Genomic DNA, 21,093 nt, shown 5'->3' with positions numbered 1-21,093 from the left:
ACCCTCGGAGCGTGACTGCTGGCGACGGTTGCGCAGCCCGCCGCGTCAGCTGGTGCGGTCGAGGATGAGACGTGTCGCTTCGCGGGGAGCGTCCCATTGCGGGAAGTGGCCGCATCGTTCGAACCAGTGGAGCGAGGCGTCCGGGAAGAGTCGCGCGGCGCGATCAGCTTGTTTCGGCACGGTCACCAGATCGCGCCGGCCCCATCCGATGGTGACCCGGCCGGGTACCGTGCCCGCGGGGGCACCCTCTTGCAGGGGGCCTTTGGTGAGGGCGTCCAGGGCAACTCCGACCGAGGGGGAATCGGCCAGTCCGCGCACGTCCGGCAGTACGGTCTCGCGCGCGAGGGCCCAGGGGCGCGCCGACAACTGCGCCAGAAGCAGCGTCCGCCCGACGGGGTTGCCGAGCAAGGCCGGCATCGCGGCCCGCAACGCGCGGACCAGCACGATCGACGGGCGCAGCGTGGCGGCGAAGACAGCGCGCTCGCGTCGACTCCAGAAGCCGCCGGGGTCCAACGCCACGGTGTCTCCGCCGACTCCCCTCCGCGCGAGCTCGAGCACGATTCGGCCACCCATCGACTGGCCGACGGTGGACACGTCGTCCAGTCCCTGCTCGCGGATGAAATCCGCGACGGAGTCGGTCAGCGTGGCGATGGAGACGTCGCCGGACAGCGGCGGCGTCTCACCGAACCCCGGCAGGTCGACGGCGATGACCTCTCGGTGCCGGGCCAAGTCGTCGAGGATCGGAGCCCAGGACTGCCAGCCCGCGCCCAAGCCGTGTACGAGCAGCAGGGGGCTGCCCTCCCCGCGTCGGATGTGGTTCAGCGTCACACGCGCCACGCTAACCCGGGCACCCTTCGAACGCGCGGCGGGCTCCGACGATTGCTTCGGCCGGAACAGAGGCGTATAACCGGGCGCGCGACCTCGATGCGCCGCACCGGGCGACGAGGTCTCCCACTCCGCTATCTTTTCCGCGACGGATCCGGCGACCGACCTGAGCCCGCTGCGCCTCGCCCGTCCTGGCGGCCATCGCGACCTATCGCTCCCGACGGCGCAGGCCCGCGTCTCCGCGTCGTCGCCGCGCCTGCCCGCGCCCCACCCGGGCCGTCGGCGGGGAACAACGACGCCCGGACGGAAACCGCACGTTAGCGTGGTCACACGTCGCCGACGCCCCGAGAGGACCGCCTTGCTCCCCGATCAGATCACTCCCCCGGCAGCCACCGCGCGCCGGGAGCACGGAAACGCAGAGCACGATGCCGTCATCGGCAACGCGGCATCCCGGATCCACCCTGACCGCGACGACGTGCACGCCGACCCCTGGTCGATCGACCTCGAGCGCATCCAGTTCTCGCCGTACTTCTCGCGCCTGTCGGCGGTCACGCAGGTGGTCTCCCCCTCGATCGGCGGCGCGCCGGTGCACAACCGCCTGACGCACACCCTCAAGGTCAGCGCGATCGCGCGTGTGGTCGCCCTGCAGCTGAACACCCGCTCGCGCCAGGCCGGCGACGGCGACGTCTGCAACGCCACCGTCGTCGAGGCGGCCGCCTATGCGCACGATCTCGGCCACCCGCCCTTCGGACACCTCGGCGAGTCCACCCTCGACCGCCTCGCCCGCGACGAGCTGGGCCTGGCCGACGGCTTCGAGGGCAACGCCCAGACGTATCGCATCCTCACCGCGCTCGACGTGATCGAGAACGCCCCGCGCGGGCTCAATCTCACCGCCGCCGTGCGCGCGGCCTCGGCGAAGTACCCGTGGGCACCGTCGGTCGACGCCGCCGACGTCGAACGGATCGGCCCGCCCCGCGGCATCCGTCGCTCCCCCGACGGCGCGTACCGCGTGCACAAGTACTCGGCCTACGACCTCGACCTCGCCGATCTCGTCGAAGCGCGGCAGGGAGTGGATGCCGAGCCCCTCCGCCAGAGCGTCGAAGGCGCGGTGATGGACCTCGCCGACGACATCGCCTACTCGGTGCACGACGTGGACGACTTCTACCGAGCGGGGATCCTCGACCACGCTCCCATCGCCGCCGAGTTCCGCGGGTGGCTGGATGACGTCCTCGAGTGGCGCGATCGCGATGACGCCGAGGTCCGCGCCGAGCTCATGCCCGGCGCCGGCCTCGAGCGACTGCGCCGCAAGATGCGCCGCGACGACCCCTGGATCGCCGACGACGAGGCCTTCCTCGCCGCCGTCAGCGACGTGGATGCCGAGATGGTGACCGACCTGCTGGCGCGCCCGTTCGACGGGTCGCTGACGGCGGAGCGTCGTCTCGCCGCCTTCACCGATCGCTGGATCCGCCGGTTCCAGGAGTCGGCGGACCTCCGTCCCCTCGACACCCCGCGCGCGGGGCCCGTCGTGCTGTCACCCTGGGCGTGGCACCACGTCGAAGTGCTGAAGTTCGTGCACAAGAGGTTCGTGCTCAGCCGCCCCGACCTCGCCATCCAGCAGCGCGGAATGAGCCGCATCCTGGCCCGGTCGGTGCGCGCGCTCGGCGAGTGGCTCGACGACGACCTCGACCGCGCCCGCACCCCTCGGCGGCTGCGCGAGCTCATCGCGCTGGCCCGCGAGCAGTACGCGTCCCTTCCCGCCGAGCGTCGCCCCTCGGACGCCGAGGCCGAGAAGCTCGCGCGATCCCGCGGAATCGTGGACTACGTGGCCTCCCTCACCGATTCGCAGGCGTTCGCCCTGTCGGAGGCGATCTCGGGTCGCGCCGACCGGCTCTGGGCACTGGGGCAGCGGCTCTAGTCCGGTTCGGGGCGCGTTCGTCCGTTCGAGGTGGACGATTCGCGCCAGCAGCGGAAGACTCTGCTCTCGCAGGTCATGGGCCCGTCGTGGCGCGACGAGTTCGGCGACGCCGTGTTCGCGGACCCCTCGTACCGCGAGTGGCAGGAACGCTCGTTCGAAGCCGGCCGATCGGCCGCCCCGAGACCGCTCGACGAGCAGCCGGAGCGCCGCGACCTCGAAGCCCTCGTCCCTGCTTGGCGACGCGGGCTCGAGCGCATCGTCGTCCTCGCCTGCCGCGGTCCGTACGTGCGGACTCTCAGGTCGAGCGCCCTCTTGGTCACGACCGAGGTCCGCGATGAATCGGGGGCGTACCGGGCGGCACTGGCGTCGTTCGCACCGCAGTAAGAGACCGCGGTTCCGGATGCCGTGGCATCCGGAACCGCAGGGCGCGACCCCGCGTCGCCGCCGACGGATGGGTCGCCCCGTCGCTCCTCCTCAGGGGATGAGCCGCGCCGCGCGGTACCGCTGGAAGAGCTTCGTGAACGAGTCGCGCGTGCGGTGATGCTCGGTGAAGCCCGCGAGGCGGCTCTTCGACATGTCGGTCATGACCTCGATGTCGCGCCCGAGATCGGCATCGGTGTGCCACCACGAGGCGACGCGCGTGATGTCGGGTTCGACGAGTCCGTGCTGCTCGACGATCTCGGCCCACACCGGCGCCGCATCGGCCATCTGCTGCTCGAACGGGCGCGGAGCGGTGTCGAATCCCTCCGCCTCGACACCGAGGTCGGCCGCGATGCGCGGCCACATCCAGCGCCACCGGAAGACGTCGCCGTTCGCGGTGTTGAAGGCCTCGTCAGCGCCCTCGGGGTGCGTGGCCGCCCAGACCATCTGGCTCGCGAGCAGGTCGGCGTCGGTCACATCGGTGAGGCCGTTCCACTGGGTCTCGCTACCCGGGAAGACGAGCGGTCGACCCGCGTGCCGGCTGATCGCGGCGGCGGCGGCGATCGTGAGCCCCATGTTCATCGCGTTGCCGACGGCATGGCCGAGAACCGTGTGCGAACGGTGGACCGACCACGTGAAGCCCTGACGGCGGGCGGCGGCGAACAGCTCGTCCTCCTGCGCGTAGTAGAAGTTGTCGACGTCGAGTCGCGGCTCGTCCTCGTGGAACGGGGTGTCGGGCATCTCGCCCTGGCCGTACGCCTCGAAGGGCCCGAGGTAGTGCTTGAGCCCGGTCATCAGGGCGACATGACGCACCGGAGCGTCTGAGAGCGCCGCGAGCATGTCGCGGACCATGCCGCCGTTGACGGCGATGTTCTCGGCCTCGGTGTCCTGCCGCGACCACGCGGTGAAGAAGACGTGGGTGACGGACAGGTCGCCCAGCGCCGCGCGCAGCGACTCGAGCGAGCGCAGGTCGGCGGAACGCCATCCGACACCCGGACGCTCCGCACCCGGCCGACGGGAAAGGCCGGTCACCGCCCATCCCTCGTCGGAGAGTCGGTCGATCAGGGCGCCGCCGGCGATACCGGTGGCGCCGACCACGAGGGCGTGCGCGGATTGAGTCAAAACGGGGGTTCCCATCGGTCGAGGTGAACGAACGGAAACCGTGCGGGGTCGAGGGGTATTCCTCGGCCGGGTTCCGGCCCGGCGTCGACAACAGATTCCTCCGCGCCCCGGATGCCACGGCATCCATGTCCCAAAAAGCGCTGGCTGGACACCGCGCACGCCGCACAATCTGGGACACACCCCCACCGAAATAGGGACATGCCCCCTCCGCACCGGATGCGCGGCATCCATGTCCCAACAAAATGCGGGCAGCGCGGTGCACACGAGAAAGTGCCCCGGATCCGTGGCGGCCCACCGCCACCACGGATCCGGGGCACGGTCCGCTCGCCGAGGCGGTAAGGGGCACCTCGGCGAGCGGGGCGCGTCCCGAGCGAACGGGAGGCGCACGCGCCGCGTCACCCCGGGGCAGTGCGGCACCCGGGGTGACGGGTCTTACAGGCCCTGGGCCAGGCGGTAGTACGCCTGGTTCCAGCGCAGCTCGCTCTGGAAACCGCGGACCGTGGTGTCGTCGTCGATCACGACGAGCTCGGTCTTGGCGATCTCGGCGAAGTCGCGGAACACCTCGATGCCCACGGCCGTCGTCATGACGGTGTGGTGGGCGGCGCCGGCGGCGAGCCAGCAGCCGGCCGAGGTCGCGAAGTCGGGGGCGGGCTTCCACACCGCGCGGCCCACGGGGAGCTTCGGCAGGTCGGGCGCGTCGACGTTCTCGACGACGTTCGCCACCAGACGGAAGCGGTCGCGCATGTCGCTCATCGCGACGACCAGCGCGGGGCCCGCGTCGGCGGTGAAGACCAGGCGCACCGGGTCGTCCTTGCCGCCGATGCCCAGCTCGTGGATCTCGAGGCGGGGCTTCTTCGTGGTCAGCGAGGGCGAGACCTCGAGCATGTGCGCTCCGAGGATGCGCTCGGAGCCGGGGACGAGGTCGTAGGTGTAGTCCTCCATGAGCGAGGCGCCACCGGGCAGGCCCGCGCCCATGACGTTGGCGACGCGCACGAGGATCGCGGTCTTCCAGTCGCCCTCGGCGCCGAAGCCGTAGCCCTCGGCCATGAGGCGCTGCACCGCGAGACCGGGCAGCTGCTTCAGCGCGCCGAGGTCTTCGAACGAGGTGGTGAAGGCGCCGAAGCCGCCCTCCTCGAGGAACGAGCGCAGGCCCAGCTCGATCGCCGCGCCGTCGCGCAGCGACTGGTGACGCGCGCCACCGGGGAGCAGTTCGTCGACGACGTCGTAGCTGTCGACGTACTCCTGCACGAGCGCGTCGATGTCGGCATCCGATGCCGCTTCGACGGCCTCGACGAGCTCGTTGACGCCCCACGTGTTGACCTGCACGCCGAAGCGCAGCTCGGCCTCGGTCTTGTCGCCCTCGGTGACGGCGACGAAGCGCATGTTGTCGCCGAAGCGCGCGAGCTTGAGGGTGCGGGCGGCGGTCCAGCCGGCTGCGGCGCGCTCCCAGTCCTCGATCTGCTGGCGCACGGCGGGGTTCGACACGTGGCCGACGACCGTCTTGCGCGAGACGCCGAGGCGCGTCTGGATGTACCCGAACTCGCGGTCGCCGTGGGCGGCCTGGTTGAGGTTCATGAAGTCGAAGTCGATGTCGTTCCACGGCAGCTCGACGTTGGCCTGCGTGTGCAGGTGCAGCAGCGGCTTCTGCAGCGCGTCCAGGCCCGAGATCCACATCTTGGCGGGGCTGAACGTGTGCATCCACGCGATGACGCCGATGACGTCGTCGCGGCCGTTGATCTCGAGCGCCATGCGGCGGATGCTGTCGGAATCCTTCAGCACGGGCTTCCAGACGACCTTCACCGGCAGACCGTTCAAGCCCTCGACGACGGCCTGCGACTGCTCGGCGACCTGCTTCAGCGTCTCTTCGCCGTAGAGGTTCTGGCTGCCGGTGACGAACCAGACCTCGTAGCCGTCGAGGTCGTTCTTGAGGGGGGTGCGAGTCATGACTGTTCCTTTTCGGGTGATCAGAGGGATGCCACGGCGGCGGCCTCGACGGCGAGGCCGGCGCGGTAACGGTCGAGGTAGGACGAGAACCCGGCCACGTCGGCGGGCTCGGGGTCGGCGGTGACGATCGGGGCGGTGGCGAACACCGTCTCGCGCAGCCACCGGTCGAGGTCGCGGCCGGAGTCATCGGCGACGTACGCCGCGAGCACGGCCATACCCCACGCCCCACCCTCGGACGCGGTCTCGGCGACCGCGACGGGTGCGTCGAGGGCGGCGGCGAGGAAGCGCTGGGCGACGCCCGCCGTGCGGAACATGCCGCCGTGCGCGTACATCTTGTCGAGCTGCACGCCCTCGCCGTGGAGAACATCCATGCCGAGCGCGAGCGTGCCGAACACGCCGTACAGCTGCGCGCGCATGAAGTTCGGCAGCGTCAGACGGCTGTCGGGGGTGCGCACGACCAGCGGTCGGCCCTCGTCGAGACCCGCGATGGGCTCGCCGGCGAGGTGGTTGTAGGCGAGCAGTCCGCCGGCGTCGGCCTCGCCGTTCAGCGCCGCCTCGAAGAGCGCCGCGTAGGTGGCATCCGGGGTCACCGGGGTGCCGGCGGCGGCGGCGAACGCGGTGAACATGTTCGCCCACGCGGCCAGCTCGCTCGCGCCGTTGTTGCAGTGCACCATCGCGACCGCGTCTCCCGAGGGGGTCGTGACGAGGTCGAGCTCGTGGTGCACCTCGCTGAGCGGGCGCTCGAGCACGACCATCGCGAAGATGCTCGTGCCGGCGCTGACGTTTCCGGTGCGGGGAGCCACGGCGCAGGTCGCGACCATGCCGGTGCCCGCGTCGCCCTCGGGAGGAGCGAACGGGATGCCGGGGCGCAGGGTCCCGCTCGGGTCGAGCAGCGTCGCCCCGGCATCGGTGAGCGCGCCGGCGGCGGTGCCCGCCACGAGCACGCGCGGCAGCAGGTCGTTCAGCGCGGGCACCCGGCCCGCGGCGAGCGCGTCGTAGCGCGCGACGAGCTCGGCGTCGTAGTCGCGGGTGGCGGAGTCGATCGGGAACATGCCCGAGGCATCCCCGACGCCGAGCACCTTCTCGCCGGTGAGCTTCCAGTGCACGTATCCCGCGAGGGTGGTGAGGAAGCGGATCTCGGGCACGTGCGGCTCGGCATCCACGACCGCCTGGTGCAGGTGCGCGATCGACCACCGGAGCGGGATGTTCACGCCCAGCAGCTCGGTCAGCTCGGCCGCCGCGACACCGGTGTTGGTGTTGCGCCACGTGCGGAAGGGCGCGAGCAGCTCACCGTCGGCGTCGAACGCGAGGTAGCCGTGCATCATCGCCGACACACCCATCGCGGCGTAGCGCTCGGGGGTGACGCCGAAGCGCTGCTGCACGTCGGCGACCAGTGCGGCGTAGGCGGCCTGCAGGCCCGACCACACGGCATCCAGCGAATACGTCCAGAGCTTGTCGGCGTAAACGTTCTCCCACTCGTGGGAGCCGGTGGCGAGCACTTCGGCGTCGGGGCCGATGAGGCACGCCTTGATGCGGGTGGAGCCGAGCTCGATGCCGAGGCTGGCGCGGCCCTCTTCGAGCAGTGCGGTGGTGTGGGCGGTCATCGGCGGTCGTCCGTGCTCTGTCCGTAGACGTTCTGGTAGCGGTTGTAGAGGGCGTCGATCTTGTCCTGCGGGATCGGGATGAGCGGGCCCGCCTCACGCGCGATGTGCACGGTGCGGGCGACGTCTTCGAGCATGACGGCGGCCTTGACGGCATCCTTCGCGTTCGTGCCGATCGTGAAGGGACCGTGGTTCTGCATGATCACGCCGCGCGAGCGGTGTCCGCGCAGGGTCTCGACGATGCCGCGGCCGATCGAGTCGTCGCCGATGATCGCGAACGGGCCGACCGGGATGGGTCCGCCGAACTCGTCGGCCATCGCGGTGATGACGCAGGGGATATCTTCGCCGCGGGCTGCCCAGGCGACGCCGTAGGTGGAGTGCGTGTGCACGACCCCGCCGACCTCGGGCATGTTCCGGTACACGTAGGCGTGCGCCGCGGTGTCGCTCGAGGGGCTGCGCTCGGAGCCGGGCGTGCCGGGGATCGCGTTGCCGTCGAGGTCGCAGAGGATCATGTTCTCGGGAGCCAGGTCGTCGTACGAGACGCCGGAGGGCTTGATGACGAACAGGTCGGCGCCGGGCACGCGACCCGAGACGTTGCCGCCGGTCCAGACGATGAGGTTGTAGCGCACGAGCTCGGCGTGCAGTTTCGCGACGTCGGCGCGGACGGCGTCGATCGCCTCCTGCACCTCGGGCGCGAACGTGGCGGCATCGGACACGCGTGTCTCCTTCGACGGGGTCGGGTGGGGCCGGTTCGATGTTACCGGTAACATCGCCGCTTCGCGAGGGGCGGATGCAGGCGGCCGGGCTGACCCGCGCCGAGATCACGCGCAATCGCCGAGATGACCCACGATGGGCGCGAAAGGCCGGTCATCTCGACGACAGACGGTCACCTCGACGGGGAGACCCTCAGCGCGGCGGGGCCGTCGAGTCGCGCATCACCAGCACCGGTTCCGAAGGAGACGCCGAGGCGTCGCCGAGCACGGCGGCGACCGCATGCGCGGCTTCGCCCTCGACGTCGAGGCGGACGGTCGTGAGCGCGGGGGTGTAGAACGCGGCATCCGGATTGTCGTCGAATCCCGCGATCGACACATCGGCCGGCACCGCGAGCCCTCGGGCGGTGAGCCCCGCGATGAGCCCGAGGGCCATCTGATCGTTCGCGACGGCGACGGCCGTGGCCCCGTCTCGTACGAGGTCGGCGACAGCCCCGGCGAGGGCGAAGCCGGACGCCGCGCTCCAATCCCCCTCCGCGCGACCGACGAGGGCGAGGTCGAGGCGGGCCACGGCGTCCGCCACCCCCGCCGTTCGGGCGAGGGCTTCGCGCCAGTCGGAGGGGCCTGCGACCTCGACGACCCGGCGGTGCCCGAGCTCGGCGAGGTGGGTCACGACGAGGGCGGCGGCGTCGCGCTGGCGGGCCCCGGACTCGCCGTACAGCGGCACGATGGGAACGTCGTATCCCTCGAGCGGAGTGGCCCCGTGCGCCGCGACCAGCACGATCCCGTCGACGCCCTGATCGAGCAGGTGCCGCACCGCGGCGTCGATGTCGGCGGGGTCGTCGGAGTCGGTGTACGCCGTCGAGATCCACCGCCCGCGCGTCCGCGCCGCCCGCTCCAGAGCGGCGATGCCGGCCGAGGGCCCGTGGAGCACGGCATCGGATGCCACGACCCCGACCGTGCGCGTCAAGCTCGTGCCCAGCGCTCGCGCGGCGTTGTTGACGCGGTAGTCCAGCTCGGCGACCGCGGCGAGCACGCGCTCGCGCGTGCTCTCGCGGATGCCCGCGTAGCCGTTGAGCACGCGCGAGACGGTCTGCGTCGAGACCCCCGCGGCGGCGGCGACCTCGCGCACGCCGATGCGCTTGCCCCCGACCTCGCCGCTCATGGTCCCTCACAGTAGCGGCGCGCAACCCCCTCGGCCGACCGCACGGCGCGGGAGCGCTCCCGCAGACGAGAGTCCGCCGACGCCCCCCTTACAAGACGTCGACGGACCCGGTCCTACTCTGGCCCGCTCGCGGGCGAGAAATCTACTGTTCCGAGGCGCGGAGTGCGGCGATCACGTCGTAGCGCTCGCGGATCTCGGGTCGGTGGTCGGGTTCGACCGTGCGGGTCATCGCGACGGCCCAGTCGACGGGCCCGCCCGCGAGCACCCCCGCCGCCTGGCGGGCCGCGCCGAGCGCGACGTACTCCCCCGCAGCGGGGACGACGATCTCGGCGTCGAACACCTGCGCGGCGATGCGCGCCACTCCCTCGTTCGCCGCTGCTCCGCCGATGAGCAGCACGCGGTGCACCTCGACACCCTGCGCCTGGATCGCCTCGAGCCCGACGGCCAAGCCGCTCAGCATGCCCTCGATCGCGGCGCGCGCGAAATTCGGGCGGTTCGTGGATGCCAGGGTCAGGCCGGTCAGCGAGGCCTGCGCGTGCGGCAGGTTGGGCGTGCGCTCTCCCTCGAACCACGGCACGAGCACCACGCCGCCGGCAGCGGGCTCGGCCTCGAGGGCCAGGGCCCCGAGCTCGTCGTGGGAGACGCCGAGGAGTCCCGCGAAGGCGTCGAGGACCCGGGCGGCGTTGAGGGTGGCCACGAGCGGCAGGAAGCGCCCCGTGGCGTCGGCGAAGCCGGCCACCGCGCCCGTCGCGTCACGGGCCGGGGTGTCGGTGACGGCGAACACGGTGCCCGAGGTGCCGAGCGAGACGACCACGTCGCCCACGCCCGCGCCGAGGCCGAGGGCCGCGCCGGCATTGTCTCCCGCGCCGGGGCCGACGAGCGCGCCCCCGGGCAGAGCCCCCGCGCTCTCCCATGGGCCGAGCACGCGCGGCAGCACGGCGTCGCGTCCCAGGGCACGGCGGAACAGGTCGAGGTCGTAGCCGTCGGCACCCCAATAGGCGGTGCCCGAGGCGTCGGACCGGTCGGTGACGAGCTCCTCGAGAACGGCGTTGCCCGGGCCGAACCCGCGCAGACGCCAGGTCAGCCAGTCGTGCGGCAGGGCCACGGCGGCGACGCGCGCGGCGTTGTCGGGCTCGGCATCGCGCAACCAGCGGAGCTTGGTGCCGGTGAACGAGGCGACCGGCACGGCTCCCGTGCGCTCGGCGAACGCCTGGGAGCCCACCTCCTCGATGAGGTCGCGCGCGGCCTGCGCCGACCGGGTGTCGTTCCACAGCAGAGCGTCGCGGATGACGGCACCCTCGGCGTCGAGCACGACCATGCCGTGCTGCTGGCCCGCGATCGACACCGCGGAGACGTCGTCGAGACCGCCGGCCTGGGCGATGGCATCCTGCAGCGCCTTCCACCAGGCCTCGGGGTCGACCGACGTGCCGGCGGGGTGCGACGCGCGCCCCTCGCGCACGACCTTCCCGGTCTCGGCGTCGACGACGACGACCTTGCACGACTGCGTCGACGAGTCGACTCCCATGACGAGCGCCATGCTCACTCCTCTTGTCCTCGCCGCAACAGTGCGGCATCCCGTTCAGTGTCCACGACATGCCGTCTCGCACGAGCGCGATGCGGCATGTCGTGGACACTCGACGGACAGAGGGCCCGGATGCCGTGGCATCCGGACCCCATCCGACTCAGCGCGCGCCGAGCAGGTGCTCGGTGGCGAGCTGCTGCAGGCGGACGAAGCCGAAGCCCTTGCCGCCGAGGTAGGCGTCGGTGTCGAAGTCCTCGTAGGCCGAGCGGTCGGCGAGGAAGTCGTCGTAGGTCTCGCCCTCGTTCAGCGTGGGCTGGGCGAGCTCGGCGACCTTCGCGGCCTCGAGCGCCTCCTGCACCTCGGGGTCGGCGCGGAAGGCCGCGGCGCGCTCCTTGAGCAGCAGGTAGGTGTTCATGTTGGCCGACACGGAGTCCCAGACACCGGTCTCGTCCTCGGTGCGCGAGGGCTTGTAGTCGAAGTGACGGGGGCCGTCGTAGGCGGGCACGCCGCCGGGGCCGCCGTTCTCGAGCAGGTCCACGAGCGCGAACGCGTTGTGCAGGTCGCCGTGACCGAACACGAGGTCCTGGTCGTACTTGATGCCGCGCTGACCGTTGAGGTCGATGTGGAAGAGCTTGCCGTGGTACAGCGCCTGAGCGATGCCGGCGGCGAAGTTCAGGCCCGCCATCTGCTCGTGGCCGACCTCGGGGTTCAGGCCCACCAGCTCGGGACGCTCGAGCGAGTCGATGAAGGCGATCGCGTGGCCGAGCGTGGGCAGCAGGATGTCGCCGCGGGGCTCGTTGGGCTTGGGCTCGATGGCGAAGCGGATGTCGTAACCCTTGTCGGTGACGTAGTCGCCGAGCAGGTTCACAGCCTCGCGGTAGCGCTCGAGCGCCTGGCGGATGTCCTTCGCGGAGTCGTACTCGGCGCCCTCGCGGCCGCCCCACATGACGAAAGTCTTCGCGCCGAGCTCGGCGGCGAGGTCGAGGTTGCGCAGCACCTTGCGCAGCGCGAAACGACGCACCTGGCGGTCGTTCGAGGTGAATCCGCCGTCCTTGAAGACGGGGGCCGAGAAGAGGTTGGTGGTCACCATCGGCGTGACGATGCCGGTGTCGCTCATCGCGCCCTTGAGGCGGTCGATCTGCTTCTGACGCTCGGCGTCGGTGGAGCCGAACGCGAAGAGGTCGTCGTCGTGGAAGGTCAGGCCGTAGGCGCCGAGCTCGGCGAGCTTCTCGACGACGTGCACGACGTCGAGGGGCTCACGCGTGGGGCCGCCGAAGGGGTCGGTGCCGTTGTAGCCGACGGTCCAGAGACCGAACGAGAACTTGTCGTCGCGGGTGGGGGTGGGCATTCCTGCTCCTTCGCATGGACGCACGAGCGCGCGGTGGCGCGCCACGGGTTTGTTGGTGCTCACAACATATATCCCGGATGCCACGACGTCCAGCCCCCACGGATGGCAATCCGGCGCATATAATCGCCTATATAACGAAGGGAGACACTCATGGCCTTGACGAGCGTCGACCTCGATCCGCGTCTCATCGAACGCGCGCGCATTCTCACCGGAGAGCCGTCCAACCGTGCGGTTCTCGACCTCGCCCTTCGCCGCCTGATCGCGTCGAAGCAGAAGGACGCGATGATCGCCGGGATCGCGTCGCTCACCGATCTCGAAGAGCACCTCGATTCGCCCGTGGTCGCCCCGACGTCGTGACCGACTACCTGGTCGACAACTCCGTCTGGGCACGGTTGGCCTCCGGGGATTCCGTCATCCGGACGCGGCTCGAACGGATCGCCCGGTCTCCCTCCGACTTGTTCGTCACGTGCCCGCCCCAGGTGCTGGAGTTCTGCCACAGGGCCCGTTCCGCTGAGGAGCACGCGCTCTACCTGGAGCAGATCTCCTTGGGTTTCCCCCTCGAGCGGGCGCCCGACGAGTCCCTCGCCGTCGGCATCCAGTCCGCCCTGTGGGGAGCCGGGCTCGTGCGAGCGGCGGGCGCGATCGACATTCTGATCGCGGCTTACGCGATCGCGAACGACGCGACGATCCTCAGCGCGGACCACGACTTCGATCACATCGCCGCCGTGACCGACCTCGCTCACGAGTACGTCGCGCCGACACTCTGACCCGGCCTCGTCAGCGCCCGAGTGCGTCGTCCACCACCGCGAAAACCATGGGGTCCCAGGTCAGCGCGCGCTCCCACGCCAGCCCGCACGCCTCGGCGAAGAAGATGCTGTGCACGTGATCGGGGAACGAGTGGCGCGTCACCTCCGGCAACACCGCCGCAGGGACCTCGTCGGCCCGGCCGCTCGTGAGCGACACCAGGCCGTCGTGCGGCCAGAGCTGCGCCGGCTCGGTCGCGGCGGCGAAGTACCCCGCGCCGATCGCGGTCACCGCGATGCGGTCGAGCACCCCCGCCTGAGCGTCGTTCCACCCGCGGAGGAACCGGCGCGACACCTCGGCCGCTGCCCCTTGCGAGTTCGCGTCGGCATAAGGGCGCGCCTCGGCGAAGATCTGCAGCGTGGCGGGGTCGCCGTGCGCGTCGACCTCGCCGATCTCGCCGTCGAGCAGATCGCCGAGCACTGAGCCGTCCCACGGGGTGCCGAGGGTCACGAGACGCTCCACGCGCGGGCCACTGTCGCCGAGCTCGCGGATCGCGGCGCGGGAGAACAGCCCGCCCATCGAGTGGCCGACCAGGTCGACATCGGCGATCCCCTCCTCGGCGGCGAGCCAGCGGAGGAATCCGGCGAGCGCGGCGCCCGCATCGTCGACACGGCCGACCGCGTTGATCGTCACCTCGGCCGAAAGCACGACCGGCACGTCGTCGAAGCCCTGCCACCCGGCATCCGCCCGCACCTGACCCGGCCCGATGCGGGCGGGAGCGGTGAAGACCCGGACGCCGCGATCGAGGAAGGACGAACGGAGCGCGGTCATCGTGTTGCCCGCCGCGAGGCCCGATGCGGCGGCGTGCTCCGGGGCGGTGTACGGGGTCACGGCGGCTCCCCCGGAGACGAGGACGACGGCGTCAGCCATGGCGACTCCTTCGCAGGTCGGGTCCCGGTCAGGATAGGGCAGGTCGCGCACCTCGGCGGACCCCGGGGAGTGTCCGACACGCCGCCGAACCCGCTCGCGCGACGGAGCGGGTCCCGGCCGGCGCGCGGCCTCAGGCGCCGGGTCGCGGCGCCCCGCGTCAGTTCGGCAACGCGTCCTCGATCGCGGCGACGACCTCGGGGGCGTCGGGCAGCGTCCGGGGGCTGAAGCGGGTCACCCGACCGTCGGGGGCGACGACGAACTTCTCGAAGTTCCACGAGATGCGGCCGGTCTTGCCCTCGGCATCCGGAGTCGTCGTGAGCTCCTTGTACAGGGGGTGCGCGCTGCGCCCGTTGATCTTGACCTTCTCCGACATCGGGAAGGTCACGCCCCACGTCGCGGAGCAGTACTCGGCGATCTTGTCCTCGTCGCCGAGCTCCTGCAGGAACTGGTTGCTGGGGAAGCCGATCACCGTGAAGCCGCGGTCGGCGTACTTCTTGTGCAGCGCCTCGAGCGCCTCGTACTGCGGCGCGAGCCCGCACCGCGACGCGACGTTCACCACGAGGGCCGCCTTGCCGTCGGTCAGCTCGCCGAAGGTCGTCTGCTCGCCGCGGATGGTCGTGATGGGGATGCCGGAAAGGTCCATGTTCCGATCCTGGCACCGCGTTGTTGTGGTCGGGGTGGGAATCGACCCCGCCCGTGGCACAGTGGTCGGATGGTCACCGCGGGAAGCCGGGGCGACGGCATACGCCGCGCCAATCTGGCCCTCGTGCTGCGCACCGTGCACCGTGAAGGACCGCGCTCGCGCGCCGCTCTGACCGAGGCGACGGGCCTGAACCGCTCGACCATCGCCGACCTCGTGGGAGAACTGCAGCGCGCGGGACTCGTGGTCGAGCGGGCGTCGGACGCACAGGGGCGCGTCGGCCGCCCCTCCCCCATCGTCGAGCCCGACCCGCGGGTCGTCGCCATCGCCGTGAATCCCGAGGTCGACGCCCTCGACATCGCAGCGATCGCCCTCGACGGGTCGATCGTCGTGCGCGAACGCCTCGAGCAGTCGGCACTGATCACGCCCGAGCGCACCGCCGAGCTCGTCGGCATCCGCCTCGACGCCTGGCGCGGCGGGCCCCTCGCCGACTCCCGCCTCACCGGCGTGGGCGTCGCCGTCCCCGGTCCGGTGCGCGCCTCCGACGGGCTCGTGCGCGAAGCCCCGCACCTCGGCTGGACCGACGCCGCCCTCGCCGGCCTGATGACGGATGCCACGGGCCTGACCGCCCACGTCGCCAACGACGCCGCCCTGGGTGCGGTGGCCGAGCACCTGTTCGGAGCCGCGCGCGGCGTACACGACGTCGTGTACCTCAACGGCGGCGCGAGCGGCATCGGTGGGGCGGTCATCGTCGGCGGGATGCCGCTGGGCGGGGCGGGCGGCTACGCCGGGGAGTTCGGTCAGAACAGACCCGGCATCGCCGACCCCGACGATCGGCGCGCACCCGAGGGCGTACTCGAAGACGAGGTCAGCCGATCGCTTCTGCTGCGCGCGCTCGGCATCGACGCCGCCGACGACGCGGCCCTCGCGGCGGCGCTCACCCGCAGCACCGACCCGACGGTGCGGGCGGAGACCGATCGGCAACGCCGCATTCTCGCCACGGCCCTCGCCAACGCCGCGAACGTGATGAATCCCGCGGTGATCGTGCTCGGCGGGTTCCTCGCGATCCTCGGCGAGCTCGATCTGGCCGGTCTCGACGCCGCGGTGCGCGCGCAGACGATCCCCGCGTGCGCGGAGGGGCTGCGCCTGGCCGCCGCCGAGCTCGGCGAGAACCGCCTGCTGGTCGGCGCGGCCGAGGCCGTGTTCGAGGCCGCGCTCTTCCCCGCGCGCTGAGCGCGAAACTCTCCTCGAAACCTCGCGCCCGGCCCCGAGGTCGGCGGTCCGGGGCAGGATGGGTGAGCGACGACGCGAGGAGAACCATGATCGAGACACGTTCCGCCGGAGCCACCTGGTCGGGCAACCACCAGTACCGCGCCACCGAGGTGCTGCTGCCCACCGGGCCCGACGAACTGGCCGAGGTCGTGGCATCCGCGGATCATCTGCGCGTGCAAGCGACCCGCCACACCTTCAACGACGTCGCCGACAGCGAGGGCGCACTCGTCTCGCTCGAGAGGATGCCCACGCGCATCGACATCGCAGGCAGCCGGGTGCGCGTCGAAGGGCTCGTGACCTTCGCCCAGCTGGCGCCCGTGCTCGAGGCCGAGGGCCGGGCGCTGCACAACCTCGGCTCGCTCCCCCACATCTCGGTGGCGGGTGCGACGGCGACCGGCACGCACGGCTCGGGCGTGCGCAACGGCAATCTCTCGAGTGCCGTGACGGGCGTCGAGCTGATGGATGCCGACGGCCGCACGCACCGCATCGACGAGGACCACCCATGGTTCGGCGCGGCAGCCCTCAGCATCGGCGCCCTGGGCGTGGTCACCGCGGTCGAGCTGCGCACCGAACCGACCTACTCCGTCACGCAGCAGGCGTACACCGGAGTCGCGTGGGCCGACATCGTGGCGGATCCGATCGCGGTGCTCGGTGGCTCGCGCAGCGTCAGCATCTTCACGACCTGGGGAGACCCCGCGCACGACCTGGTCTGGGCCAAGAGCGACACGGGCTCGCCGTCGTGGGTCGAAGAACTCGGCGGGATCGCCGTCGGCGACGACATCCATCTCGGCCGCATCCGCACCGTCGACAACACGACGCCGCGGGGCACCTCGGGGCCGTGGCACACGCGCCTTCCGCACTTCCGCGCCGACGCGCTGCCCAGCGACGGCGACGAGATCCAGTCGGAGTACTTCGTGCCGCTGGCCTCGGCGGCCGAGGCTCTCGCCGCGGTGCGCGAGATCGCCCCGGCCTTCGCGGAGCACTTGCTGGTGACCGAGCTGCGCACGGTCGCCGCCGATCGGCTGTGGCTGAGCCCCGCGTACGAGCGCGACGTGCTCGCCATCCACTTCACCTGGCGCAACGACACCGAGGGAGTGCTCTCAGCGCTGCCGCACATCGAGGCCGCTCTCGCGCCGTTCGATGCGCGACCGCACTGGGGCAAGGCGTTTACCATGCCCGGTGAGCGGATCCTGGCGACCCTGCCGCGTGCCCACGACTTCGATGCGGTCGCGCGCGAGGCGGACCCGCGCGGTGTCTTCCGCAACGCGTTCCTGCACCGCGTTTTCGGGGGCTGATCAGCCCGACCCAGGCCCCTGAGCCTGTCGAAGGACCGGTACCAACGCACGCGTCACCACGAGACGGCGCCGCCCACCGCGACGCCGCCTCACGGCATCCGGGATCAGCGGCTGGAGTAGCCGCCGTCGATGGGAAGCGAGACGCCCGAGATCATGCCGGCGCCGTCGCCGAGGAGGAACACGATCGGCGCCGCGATGTCGTCTTCGGTGGCCCACTTGTGCAGCGGCATGGCCTCGAGGAAGGGACCCTCGATGTCGGGACGACCCCAGTACCAAGCCGACATCGGGGTCATGACGACCGTGGGGTTCACGCTGTTGACGCGGATGCCGTAGCCACCGAGCTCGAGGGCCGAGACCCGGGTGATGTTGTCGAGGGCGGCCTTCGACGATCCGTAAGAGATGTGACCGGTGAGGGCGACGAGGCTCGCCTGGCTGGAGACGTTCACGATCGCGCCGCCCTTGCCGACGCGGATCATCTCGCGCGAGGCGTACTTGGTGACCAGCAGCGAGCCGCGCGCGTTGATGCGCATGACCTTGTCGAACACGTCGATGTCGGTGTCCATCGGGGTCGCGATCTCGCCGCCCCAGCCGCCGCAGTTGACGACGCCGTAGATGTCGCGGCCCTCGATGGCCGCGCGGATCTCGTCTTCGGATTCGAGGTCGAACACGACGGGCTCGGCACCGGTTTCGGCGCTGATCGCGGCGACGCTGTCGGCGTCGCGACCCGCGGCGAGGACCGTCGCGCCGGCGGCCACGAGGTGGCGCACGGTCGCGCCTCCGATGCCGCCACCGGCTCCGGTGACGAGAATGGTGCGGTCGGTGAATTCGGTCATGGGTGGGCTCTTTCGCGGGTCCGGGAGTCGAGGACGACGGCAGTGTCGTCGCGGCCCATGATAACCACAGAATCACGCGGATGACTTCGGTGTCATGACGAATTGGTCACGGGTGTTGACACCGGTGTCACGGTGGGCTTACCGTAACCGGAGTTCGACCGGTGGACACCCCCGCCGGACCCGCTTCATCGACGCAGCACTCCGCCGTGGTGCGTCGCCCGGAAGGACCACACCGCTGTGACCCACACCTCGGAGAACGACGCGACGACCGCCGCCGCGACCGTGCACCTCGACGACCTCGTCGCCCGTGCCCGGCAGCTCGCGACGTCGGGCGAGCGGCGCATCCTGGGCGTGGCCGGCACCCCCGGCGCGGGCAAGTCGACCGTCAGCGACGCCCTGCTCGCCGCCCTCGGCGACGACGCGGTGCTCGTCGGCATGGACGGCTTCCACCTCGCCAACGAGGAGCTCGTACGCCTCGGCCGGCGCGACCGCAAGGGCGCCCCCGACACCTTCGACGTCGAGGGCTACGTCGCCCTGCTCGATCGCATCCGCGCCGGGCACGAGGTCTATGCCCCGCGCTTCAACCGCGCCCTCGAGGAGTCGATCGGCTCGGCGGTGCTCGTGCCCGCCCGCGTTCCTCTCGTCATCACCGAGGGCAACTACCTGCTGCACGACGAGTTCGGGTGGGATGCCGTCGCCTCGCGCCTCGACGAGGTGTGGTTCCTCGACATCGACTCCCCCGCGCGCCGCGAGCGCCTTGTCGCGCGGCGCCTCTCCCACGACCACCCCTACGACGAAGCCGTCGCCTGGGTCCGCGAGGTCGACGAGCGCAATGCCCTCGTCGTCGAACGCGGGCGCGACCGCGCCGACCTCGTCGTCACCGTCTCCGATGCCCCCGTCGGTCCCCACGAAGGAGCTTCCTCATGAGCACCACCACGGCCACGCCCGTGCTGCAGGCGCGAGGCCTGTCGCGTCAGTTCGGATCCGTCCGCGCCCTCAACAACGTGGACTTCGAGGTCTACCCGGGTGAGGTCACTGCCCTGATCGGCGACAACGGCGCCGGCAAGTCGACACTCGTGAAGGCCCTCTCGGGCAACCTCGCGGTCGACGAGGGCGAGATCCTCTTCGACGGCAAGCCCATCGACATGTCGAACCCGCAGATCGCCTCCGGCCTCGGCATCGAGACCGTCTACCAGGACCTCGCTCTCGCCCCCCACCTCGACCCGGTGCAGAACATGTACCTGGGCCGCGAGATCCGCCGCCCCGGCCTCGCGGGAGCGCTCGGCTTCATGAAGACCAAGGACATGGCGAAGGCCTCCCGCGACGCATTCGACGAACTCGGCGCCACCGTCCGCTCGCTCACCTCGCCCGTCGGCGAGATGTCGGGCGGTCAGCGTCAGGCCATCGCGATCGCCCGCGCCGTGCACTGGGCCTCGCGAGTCGTGTTCCTGGACGAGCCGACCGCCGCCCTCGGTGTGCGTCAGACCAAGAACGTGCTCGAGACCATCCGGCGCGTGCGTGACAAGGGCATCGCCGTGGTCTTCATCTCGCACTCGATGCCGCACGTCATCGACGTTAGCGACCGCATCCAGGTCCTGCGCCTCGGGACCCGCGTCGCCAACATCAACGCCAAGGACACCTCCATGGAAGAGCTCGTCGGACTCATGACCGGCGCCGTCACGAAGGACGACCAGAAGTGAGCCTCAAGACTCCCCCGACCGAGACCGTCGCGATCGGCACGTTCGACGACAACAAGAAGACCAACCCGGTCGCCGCGGTCCTGCGCACGCAGGCGTTCCAGATCCTCCTGGTTCTGCTGGCGATCATCATCGTCTTCAGCATCATCGCGCCCGACTCGTTCGCCCAGTGGTCGAACTTCCGCCTCATCATCCAGAACGCCTCGATCCTCGCGGTGCTCGCCGTCGGCATGACCTACGTCATCATCACCGCCGGCATCGACCTGTCGGTCGGGTCCGTCCTCGTCTTCTCGGGGGTCGTGTCGGCCCTCGTTATGCGAGCGATGGGCGGCGAGGGGTGGGGCGTCGCCACGGTCGGCATCATCGTCGCGGTCCTGAGCGGCGTGTGCTGGGGGCTGTTCAACGGCTTCCTCATCGCGAAGGCGAAGATCCCGCCGCTCATCGTCACCCTCGGCTCGCTGGGAATGGCGCTCGGTCTCGCGCAGATCCTCACCGGCGGCGTCGACATCCGCGACGTGCCCACCGTGCTGACCGTCTCGATCGGCTACGGCAACGTATTCGGATCCGTCCCGATCATCAGCGTCATCGCGCTCGTCGTGGTGCTGATCGGCGCTGTCGTCCTGCACTTCACGCGCTTCGGCCTCTACACGTTGGCCGTGGGCTCGAGCGAGATCGCCGCCCGCCGCGTCGGTGTGAAGGTCGACGCACAGCTGATCAAGATCTACACGATCTCCGGCGCCCTGGCCGGGCTCGGCGGCATCCTGTCTCTCTCCCAGTTCTCCACGACCGCCATCGCCGGCCAGTCCCAGACCAACCTGAACGTCATCGCGGCCGTCGTCATCGGCGGCACCTCGCTCTTCGGCGGGGTCGGCACGATCATGGGCACCGTCGTGGGCCTGTTCATCCCCGCGGTGCTGCAGAACGGCTTCGTCATCACCGGCGTGCAGCCCTTCTGGCAGCAGGTCGCCGTCGGCGCGGTGCTGATCGCGGCGGTCTACGTCGACCAGGTGCGCCGCACCGCCGCGACCCGCGGTACCTCGCAGGGCCTCTGGCGCAAGTTCCTCAGCGGAGGTCGACGCGGCTGATCCGCGGCGGCATCCCCTCCCTCCC

At 71.0% G+C, this 21,093-nt stretch carries 20 protein-coding genes; 9 read left to right on the top strand and 11 right to left on the bottom strand.

Annotated features, from left to right (window positions below; genetic code table 11):
- Window positions 1-45: 45 nt before the first annotated feature.
- Entirely contained in the window at window positions 46-828 is a 783-nt protein-coding gene (locus tag QBE02_RS13190; RefSeq protein WP_279366142.1) for an alpha/beta fold hydrolase, read from the bottom strand.
- A gap of 355 nt (window positions 829-1,183) precedes the next feature.
- Here QBE02_RS13190 and QBE02_RS13185 point away from each other — a divergent pair, with 355 nt between their 5' ends.
- Window positions 1,184-2,740 carry a deoxyguanosinetriphosphate triphosphohydrolase family protein gene (locus tag QBE02_RS13185; RefSeq protein ID WP_279366141.1) on the top strand — a complete coding sequence of 519 codons (1,557 nt, stop codon included), beginning with the start codon at window positions 1,184-1,186 and terminating at the stop codon, window positions 2,738-2,740.
- 30 nt (window positions 2,741-2,770) lie between these two features.
- Window positions 2,771-3,124 carry a hypothetical protein gene (locus QBE02_RS13180; protein ID WP_279366140.1) on the top strand — a complete coding sequence of 118 codons (354 nt, stop codon included), beginning with the start codon at window positions 2,771-2,773 and terminating at the stop codon, window positions 3,122-3,124.
- 90 nt (window positions 3,125-3,214) lie between these two features.
- Here QBE02_RS13180 and QBE02_RS13175 read toward each other — a convergent pair whose 3' ends face one another.
- The 7 genes from QBE02_RS13175 to xylA form a co-directional block, all read right to left on the bottom strand.
- Window positions 3,215-4,297 (bottom strand): SDR family oxidoreductase, encoded by a 1,083-nt coding sequence (locus tag QBE02_RS13175; RefSeq protein ID WP_279366139.1) that lies wholly within the window; start codon window positions 4,295-4,297, stop codon window positions 3,215-3,217.
- 417 nt (window positions 4,298-4,714) lie between these two features.
- Complete coding sequence (araA, locus tag QBE02_RS13170; protein WP_268104781.1) at window positions 4,715-6,226, bottom strand: L-arabinose isomerase; 1,512 nt, start codon at window positions 6,224-6,226, stop codon at window positions 4,715-4,717.
- A gap of 20 nt (window positions 6,227-6,246) precedes the next feature.
- Window positions 6,247-7,830 (bottom strand): xylulokinase, encoded by a 1,584-nt coding sequence (locus tag QBE02_RS13165; RefSeq protein ID WP_279366138.1) that lies wholly within the window; start codon window positions 7,828-7,830, stop codon window positions 6,247-6,249.
- Window positions 7,827-8,543 carry an L-ribulose-5-phosphate 4-epimerase gene (locus QBE02_RS13160; protein ID WP_279366137.1) on the bottom strand — a complete coding sequence of 239 codons (717 nt, stop codon included), beginning with the start codon at window positions 8,541-8,543 and terminating at the stop codon, window positions 7,827-7,829. Before QBE02_RS13160 ends, QBE02_RS13165 begins: the two co-directional genes overlap by 4 nt.
- A 190-nt stretch (window positions 8,544-8,733) precedes the next feature.
- Window positions 8,734-9,702: a LacI family DNA-binding transcriptional regulator gene (locus tag QBE02_RS13155; protein WP_279366136.1), complete on the bottom strand. Its 969-nt coding sequence runs from the start codon at window positions 9,700-9,702 to the stop codon at window positions 8,734-8,736.
- Window positions 9,703-9,844: 142 nt separating this feature from the next.
- Window positions 9,845-11,239, bottom strand: a complete 1,395-nt coding sequence (gene xylB / locus QBE02_RS13150; RefSeq protein WP_279366135.1) for a xylulokinase — start codon at window positions 11,237-11,239, stop codon at window positions 9,845-9,847.
- A gap of 145 nt (window positions 11,240-11,384) precedes the next feature.
- Complete coding sequence (gene xylA, locus QBE02_RS13145; RefSeq protein ID WP_279366134.1) at window positions 11,385-12,572, bottom strand: xylose isomerase; 1,188 nt, start codon at window positions 12,570-12,572, stop codon at window positions 11,385-11,387.
- 150 nt (window positions 12,573-12,722) lie between these two features.
- Here xylA and QBE02_RS13140 point away from each other — a divergent pair, with 150 nt between their 5' ends.
- Window positions 12,723-12,929: a type II toxin-antitoxin system VapB family antitoxin gene (locus QBE02_RS13140; protein ID WP_279366133.1), complete on the top strand. Its 207-nt coding sequence runs from the start codon at window positions 12,723-12,725 to the stop codon at window positions 12,927-12,929.
- Window positions 12,926-13,339 carry a PIN domain-containing protein gene (locus QBE02_RS13135; RefSeq protein WP_279366132.1) on the top strand — a complete coding sequence of 138 codons (414 nt, stop codon included), beginning with the start codon at window positions 12,926-12,928 and terminating at the stop codon, window positions 13,337-13,339. The genes QBE02_RS13140 and QBE02_RS13135 overlap by 4 nt, the downstream gene beginning before the upstream one ends.
- Before the next feature lie 10 nt (window positions 13,340-13,349).
- Here the strand turns inward: QBE02_RS13135 and QBE02_RS13130 are convergent, their stop codons facing one another.
- Together QBE02_RS13130 and QBE02_RS13125 are read right to left on the bottom strand one after the other, a co-directional pair.
- Complete coding sequence (locus QBE02_RS13130; RefSeq protein WP_279366131.1) at window positions 13,350-14,246, bottom strand: esterase/lipase family protein; 897 nt, start codon at window positions 14,244-14,246, stop codon at window positions 13,350-13,352.
- Window positions 14,247-14,403: 157 nt separating this feature from the next.
- Window positions 14,404-14,889, bottom strand: coding sequence for a glutathione peroxidase (locus QBE02_RS13125; RefSeq protein ID WP_279366130.1), 486 nt, complete (start codon window positions 14,887-14,889; stop codon window positions 14,404-14,406).
- Window positions 14,890-14,958: 69 nt separating this feature from the next.
- Between QBE02_RS13125 and QBE02_RS13120 the strand changes: the two genes are divergently transcribed.
- A complete protein-coding gene (locus QBE02_RS13120) occupies window positions 14,959-16,119 on the top strand; it encodes an ROK family transcriptional regulator (protein WP_279366129.1) in 1,161 nt (386 codons plus the stop codon).
- A gap of 86 nt (window positions 16,120-16,205) precedes the next feature.
- The gene (locus QBE02_RS13115) at window positions 16,206-17,453 is read left to right on the top strand and encodes a D-arabinono-1,4-lactone oxidase (RefSeq protein ID WP_279366128.1); all 1,248 of its coding nucleotides are present in this window, start codon (window positions 16,206-16,208) and stop codon (window positions 17,451-17,453) included.
- Window positions 17,454-17,557: 104 nt separating this feature from the next.
- Here QBE02_RS13115 and QBE02_RS13110 read toward each other — a convergent pair whose 3' ends face one another.
- Window positions 17,558-18,286 carry an SDR family oxidoreductase gene (locus tag QBE02_RS13110; RefSeq protein ID WP_056224137.1) on the bottom strand — a complete coding sequence of 243 codons (729 nt, stop codon included), beginning with the start codon at window positions 18,284-18,286 and terminating at the stop codon, window positions 17,558-17,560.
- A 237-nt stretch (window positions 18,287-18,523) separates the two neighbouring features.
- Here QBE02_RS13110 and QBE02_RS13105 point away from each other — a divergent pair, with 237 nt between their 5' ends.
- The 3 genes from QBE02_RS13105 to QBE02_RS13095 are packed head-to-tail and all read left to right on the top strand — an operon-like array spanning window position 18,524 to window position 21,068.
- Window positions 18,524-19,213: a nucleoside/nucleotide kinase family protein gene (locus QBE02_RS13105; RefSeq protein WP_279366127.1), complete on the top strand. Its 690-nt coding sequence runs from the start codon at window positions 18,524-18,526 to the stop codon at window positions 19,211-19,213.
- A complete protein-coding gene (locus tag QBE02_RS13100; protein ID WP_268104798.1) occupies window positions 19,210-19,986 on the top strand; it encodes an ATP-binding cassette domain-containing protein in 777 nt (258 codons plus the stop codon). Before QBE02_RS13105 ends, QBE02_RS13100 begins: the two co-directional genes overlap by 4 nt.
- A complete protein-coding gene (locus QBE02_RS13095; RefSeq protein WP_074695251.1) occupies window positions 19,983-21,068 on the top strand; it encodes an ABC transporter permease in 1,086 nt (361 codons plus the stop codon). The genes QBE02_RS13100 and QBE02_RS13095 overlap by 4 nt, the downstream gene beginning before the upstream one ends.
- The last annotated feature ends 25 nt before the right edge of the window (window positions 21,069-21,093 follow it).

Origin of the sequence: Microbacterium testaceum (assembly GCF_029761935.1) — a bacterium.
Classification (GTDB): Bacteria; Actinomycetota; Actinomycetes; order Actinomycetales; family Microbacteriaceae; genus Microbacterium; species Microbacterium testaceum_A.
The sequence above is the reverse complement of the archived record's forward strand: the minus strand, read 5'-3'. Positions and strand labels throughout refer to the sequence as shown.

What these genes read in the sequence shown, in the direction of transcription:
- QBE02_RS13165 (WP_279366138.1), bottom strand. Translation starts at nt 7,830, where the DNA reads ATGACCGCCCACACCACCGCACTGCTCGAAGAGGGCCGCGCCAGCCTC.
- QBE02_RS13175 (WP_279366139.1), bottom strand. Translation starts at nt 4,297, where the DNA reads ATGGGAACCCCCGTTTTGACTCAATCCGCGCACGCCCTCGTGGTCGGC.
- QBE02_RS13115 (WP_279366128.1), top strand. Translation starts at nt 16,206, where the DNA reads ATGATCGAGACACGTTCCGCCGGAGCCACCTGGTCGGGCAACCACCAG.
- QBE02_RS13130 (WP_279366131.1), bottom strand. Translation starts at nt 14,246, where the DNA reads ATGGCTGACGCCGTCGTCCTCGTCTCCGGGGGAGCCGCCGTGACCCCG.
- xylA (WP_279366134.1), bottom strand. Translation starts at nt 12,572, where the DNA reads ATGCCCACCCCCACCCGCGACGACAAGTTCTCGTTCGGTCTCTGGACC.
- QBE02_RS13140 (WP_279366133.1), top strand. Translation starts at nt 12,723, where the DNA reads ATGGCCTTGACGAGCGTCGACCTCGATCCGCGTCTCATCGAACGCGCG.
- QBE02_RS13120 (WP_279366129.1), top strand. Translation starts at nt 14,959, where the DNA reads ATGGTCACCGCGGGAAGCCGGGGCGACGGCATACGCCGCGCCAATCTG.
- QBE02_RS13155 (WP_279366136.1), bottom strand. Translation starts at nt 9,702, where the DNA reads ATGAGCGGCGAGGTCGGGGGCAAGCGCATCGGCGTGCGCGAGGTCGCC.
- xylB (WP_279366135.1), bottom strand. Translation starts at nt 11,239, where the DNA reads ATGGCGCTCGTCATGGGAGTCGACTCGTCGACGCAGTCGTGCAAGGTC.
- QBE02_RS13125 (WP_279366130.1), bottom strand. Translation starts at nt 14,889, where the DNA reads ATGGACCTTTCCGGCATCCCCATCACGACCATCCGCGGCGAGCAGACG.
- araA (WP_268104781.1), bottom strand. Translation starts at nt 6,226, where the DNA reads ATGACTCGCACCCCCCTCAAGAACGACCTCGACGGCTACGAGGTCTGG.
- QBE02_RS13100 (WP_268104798.1), top strand. Translation starts at nt 19,210, where the DNA reads ATGAGCACCACCACGGCCACGCCCGTGCTGCAGGCGCGAGGCCTGTCG.
- QBE02_RS13110 (WP_056224137.1), bottom strand. Translation starts at nt 18,286, where the DNA reads ATGACCGAATTCACCGACCGCACCATTCTCGTCACCGGAGCCGGTGGC.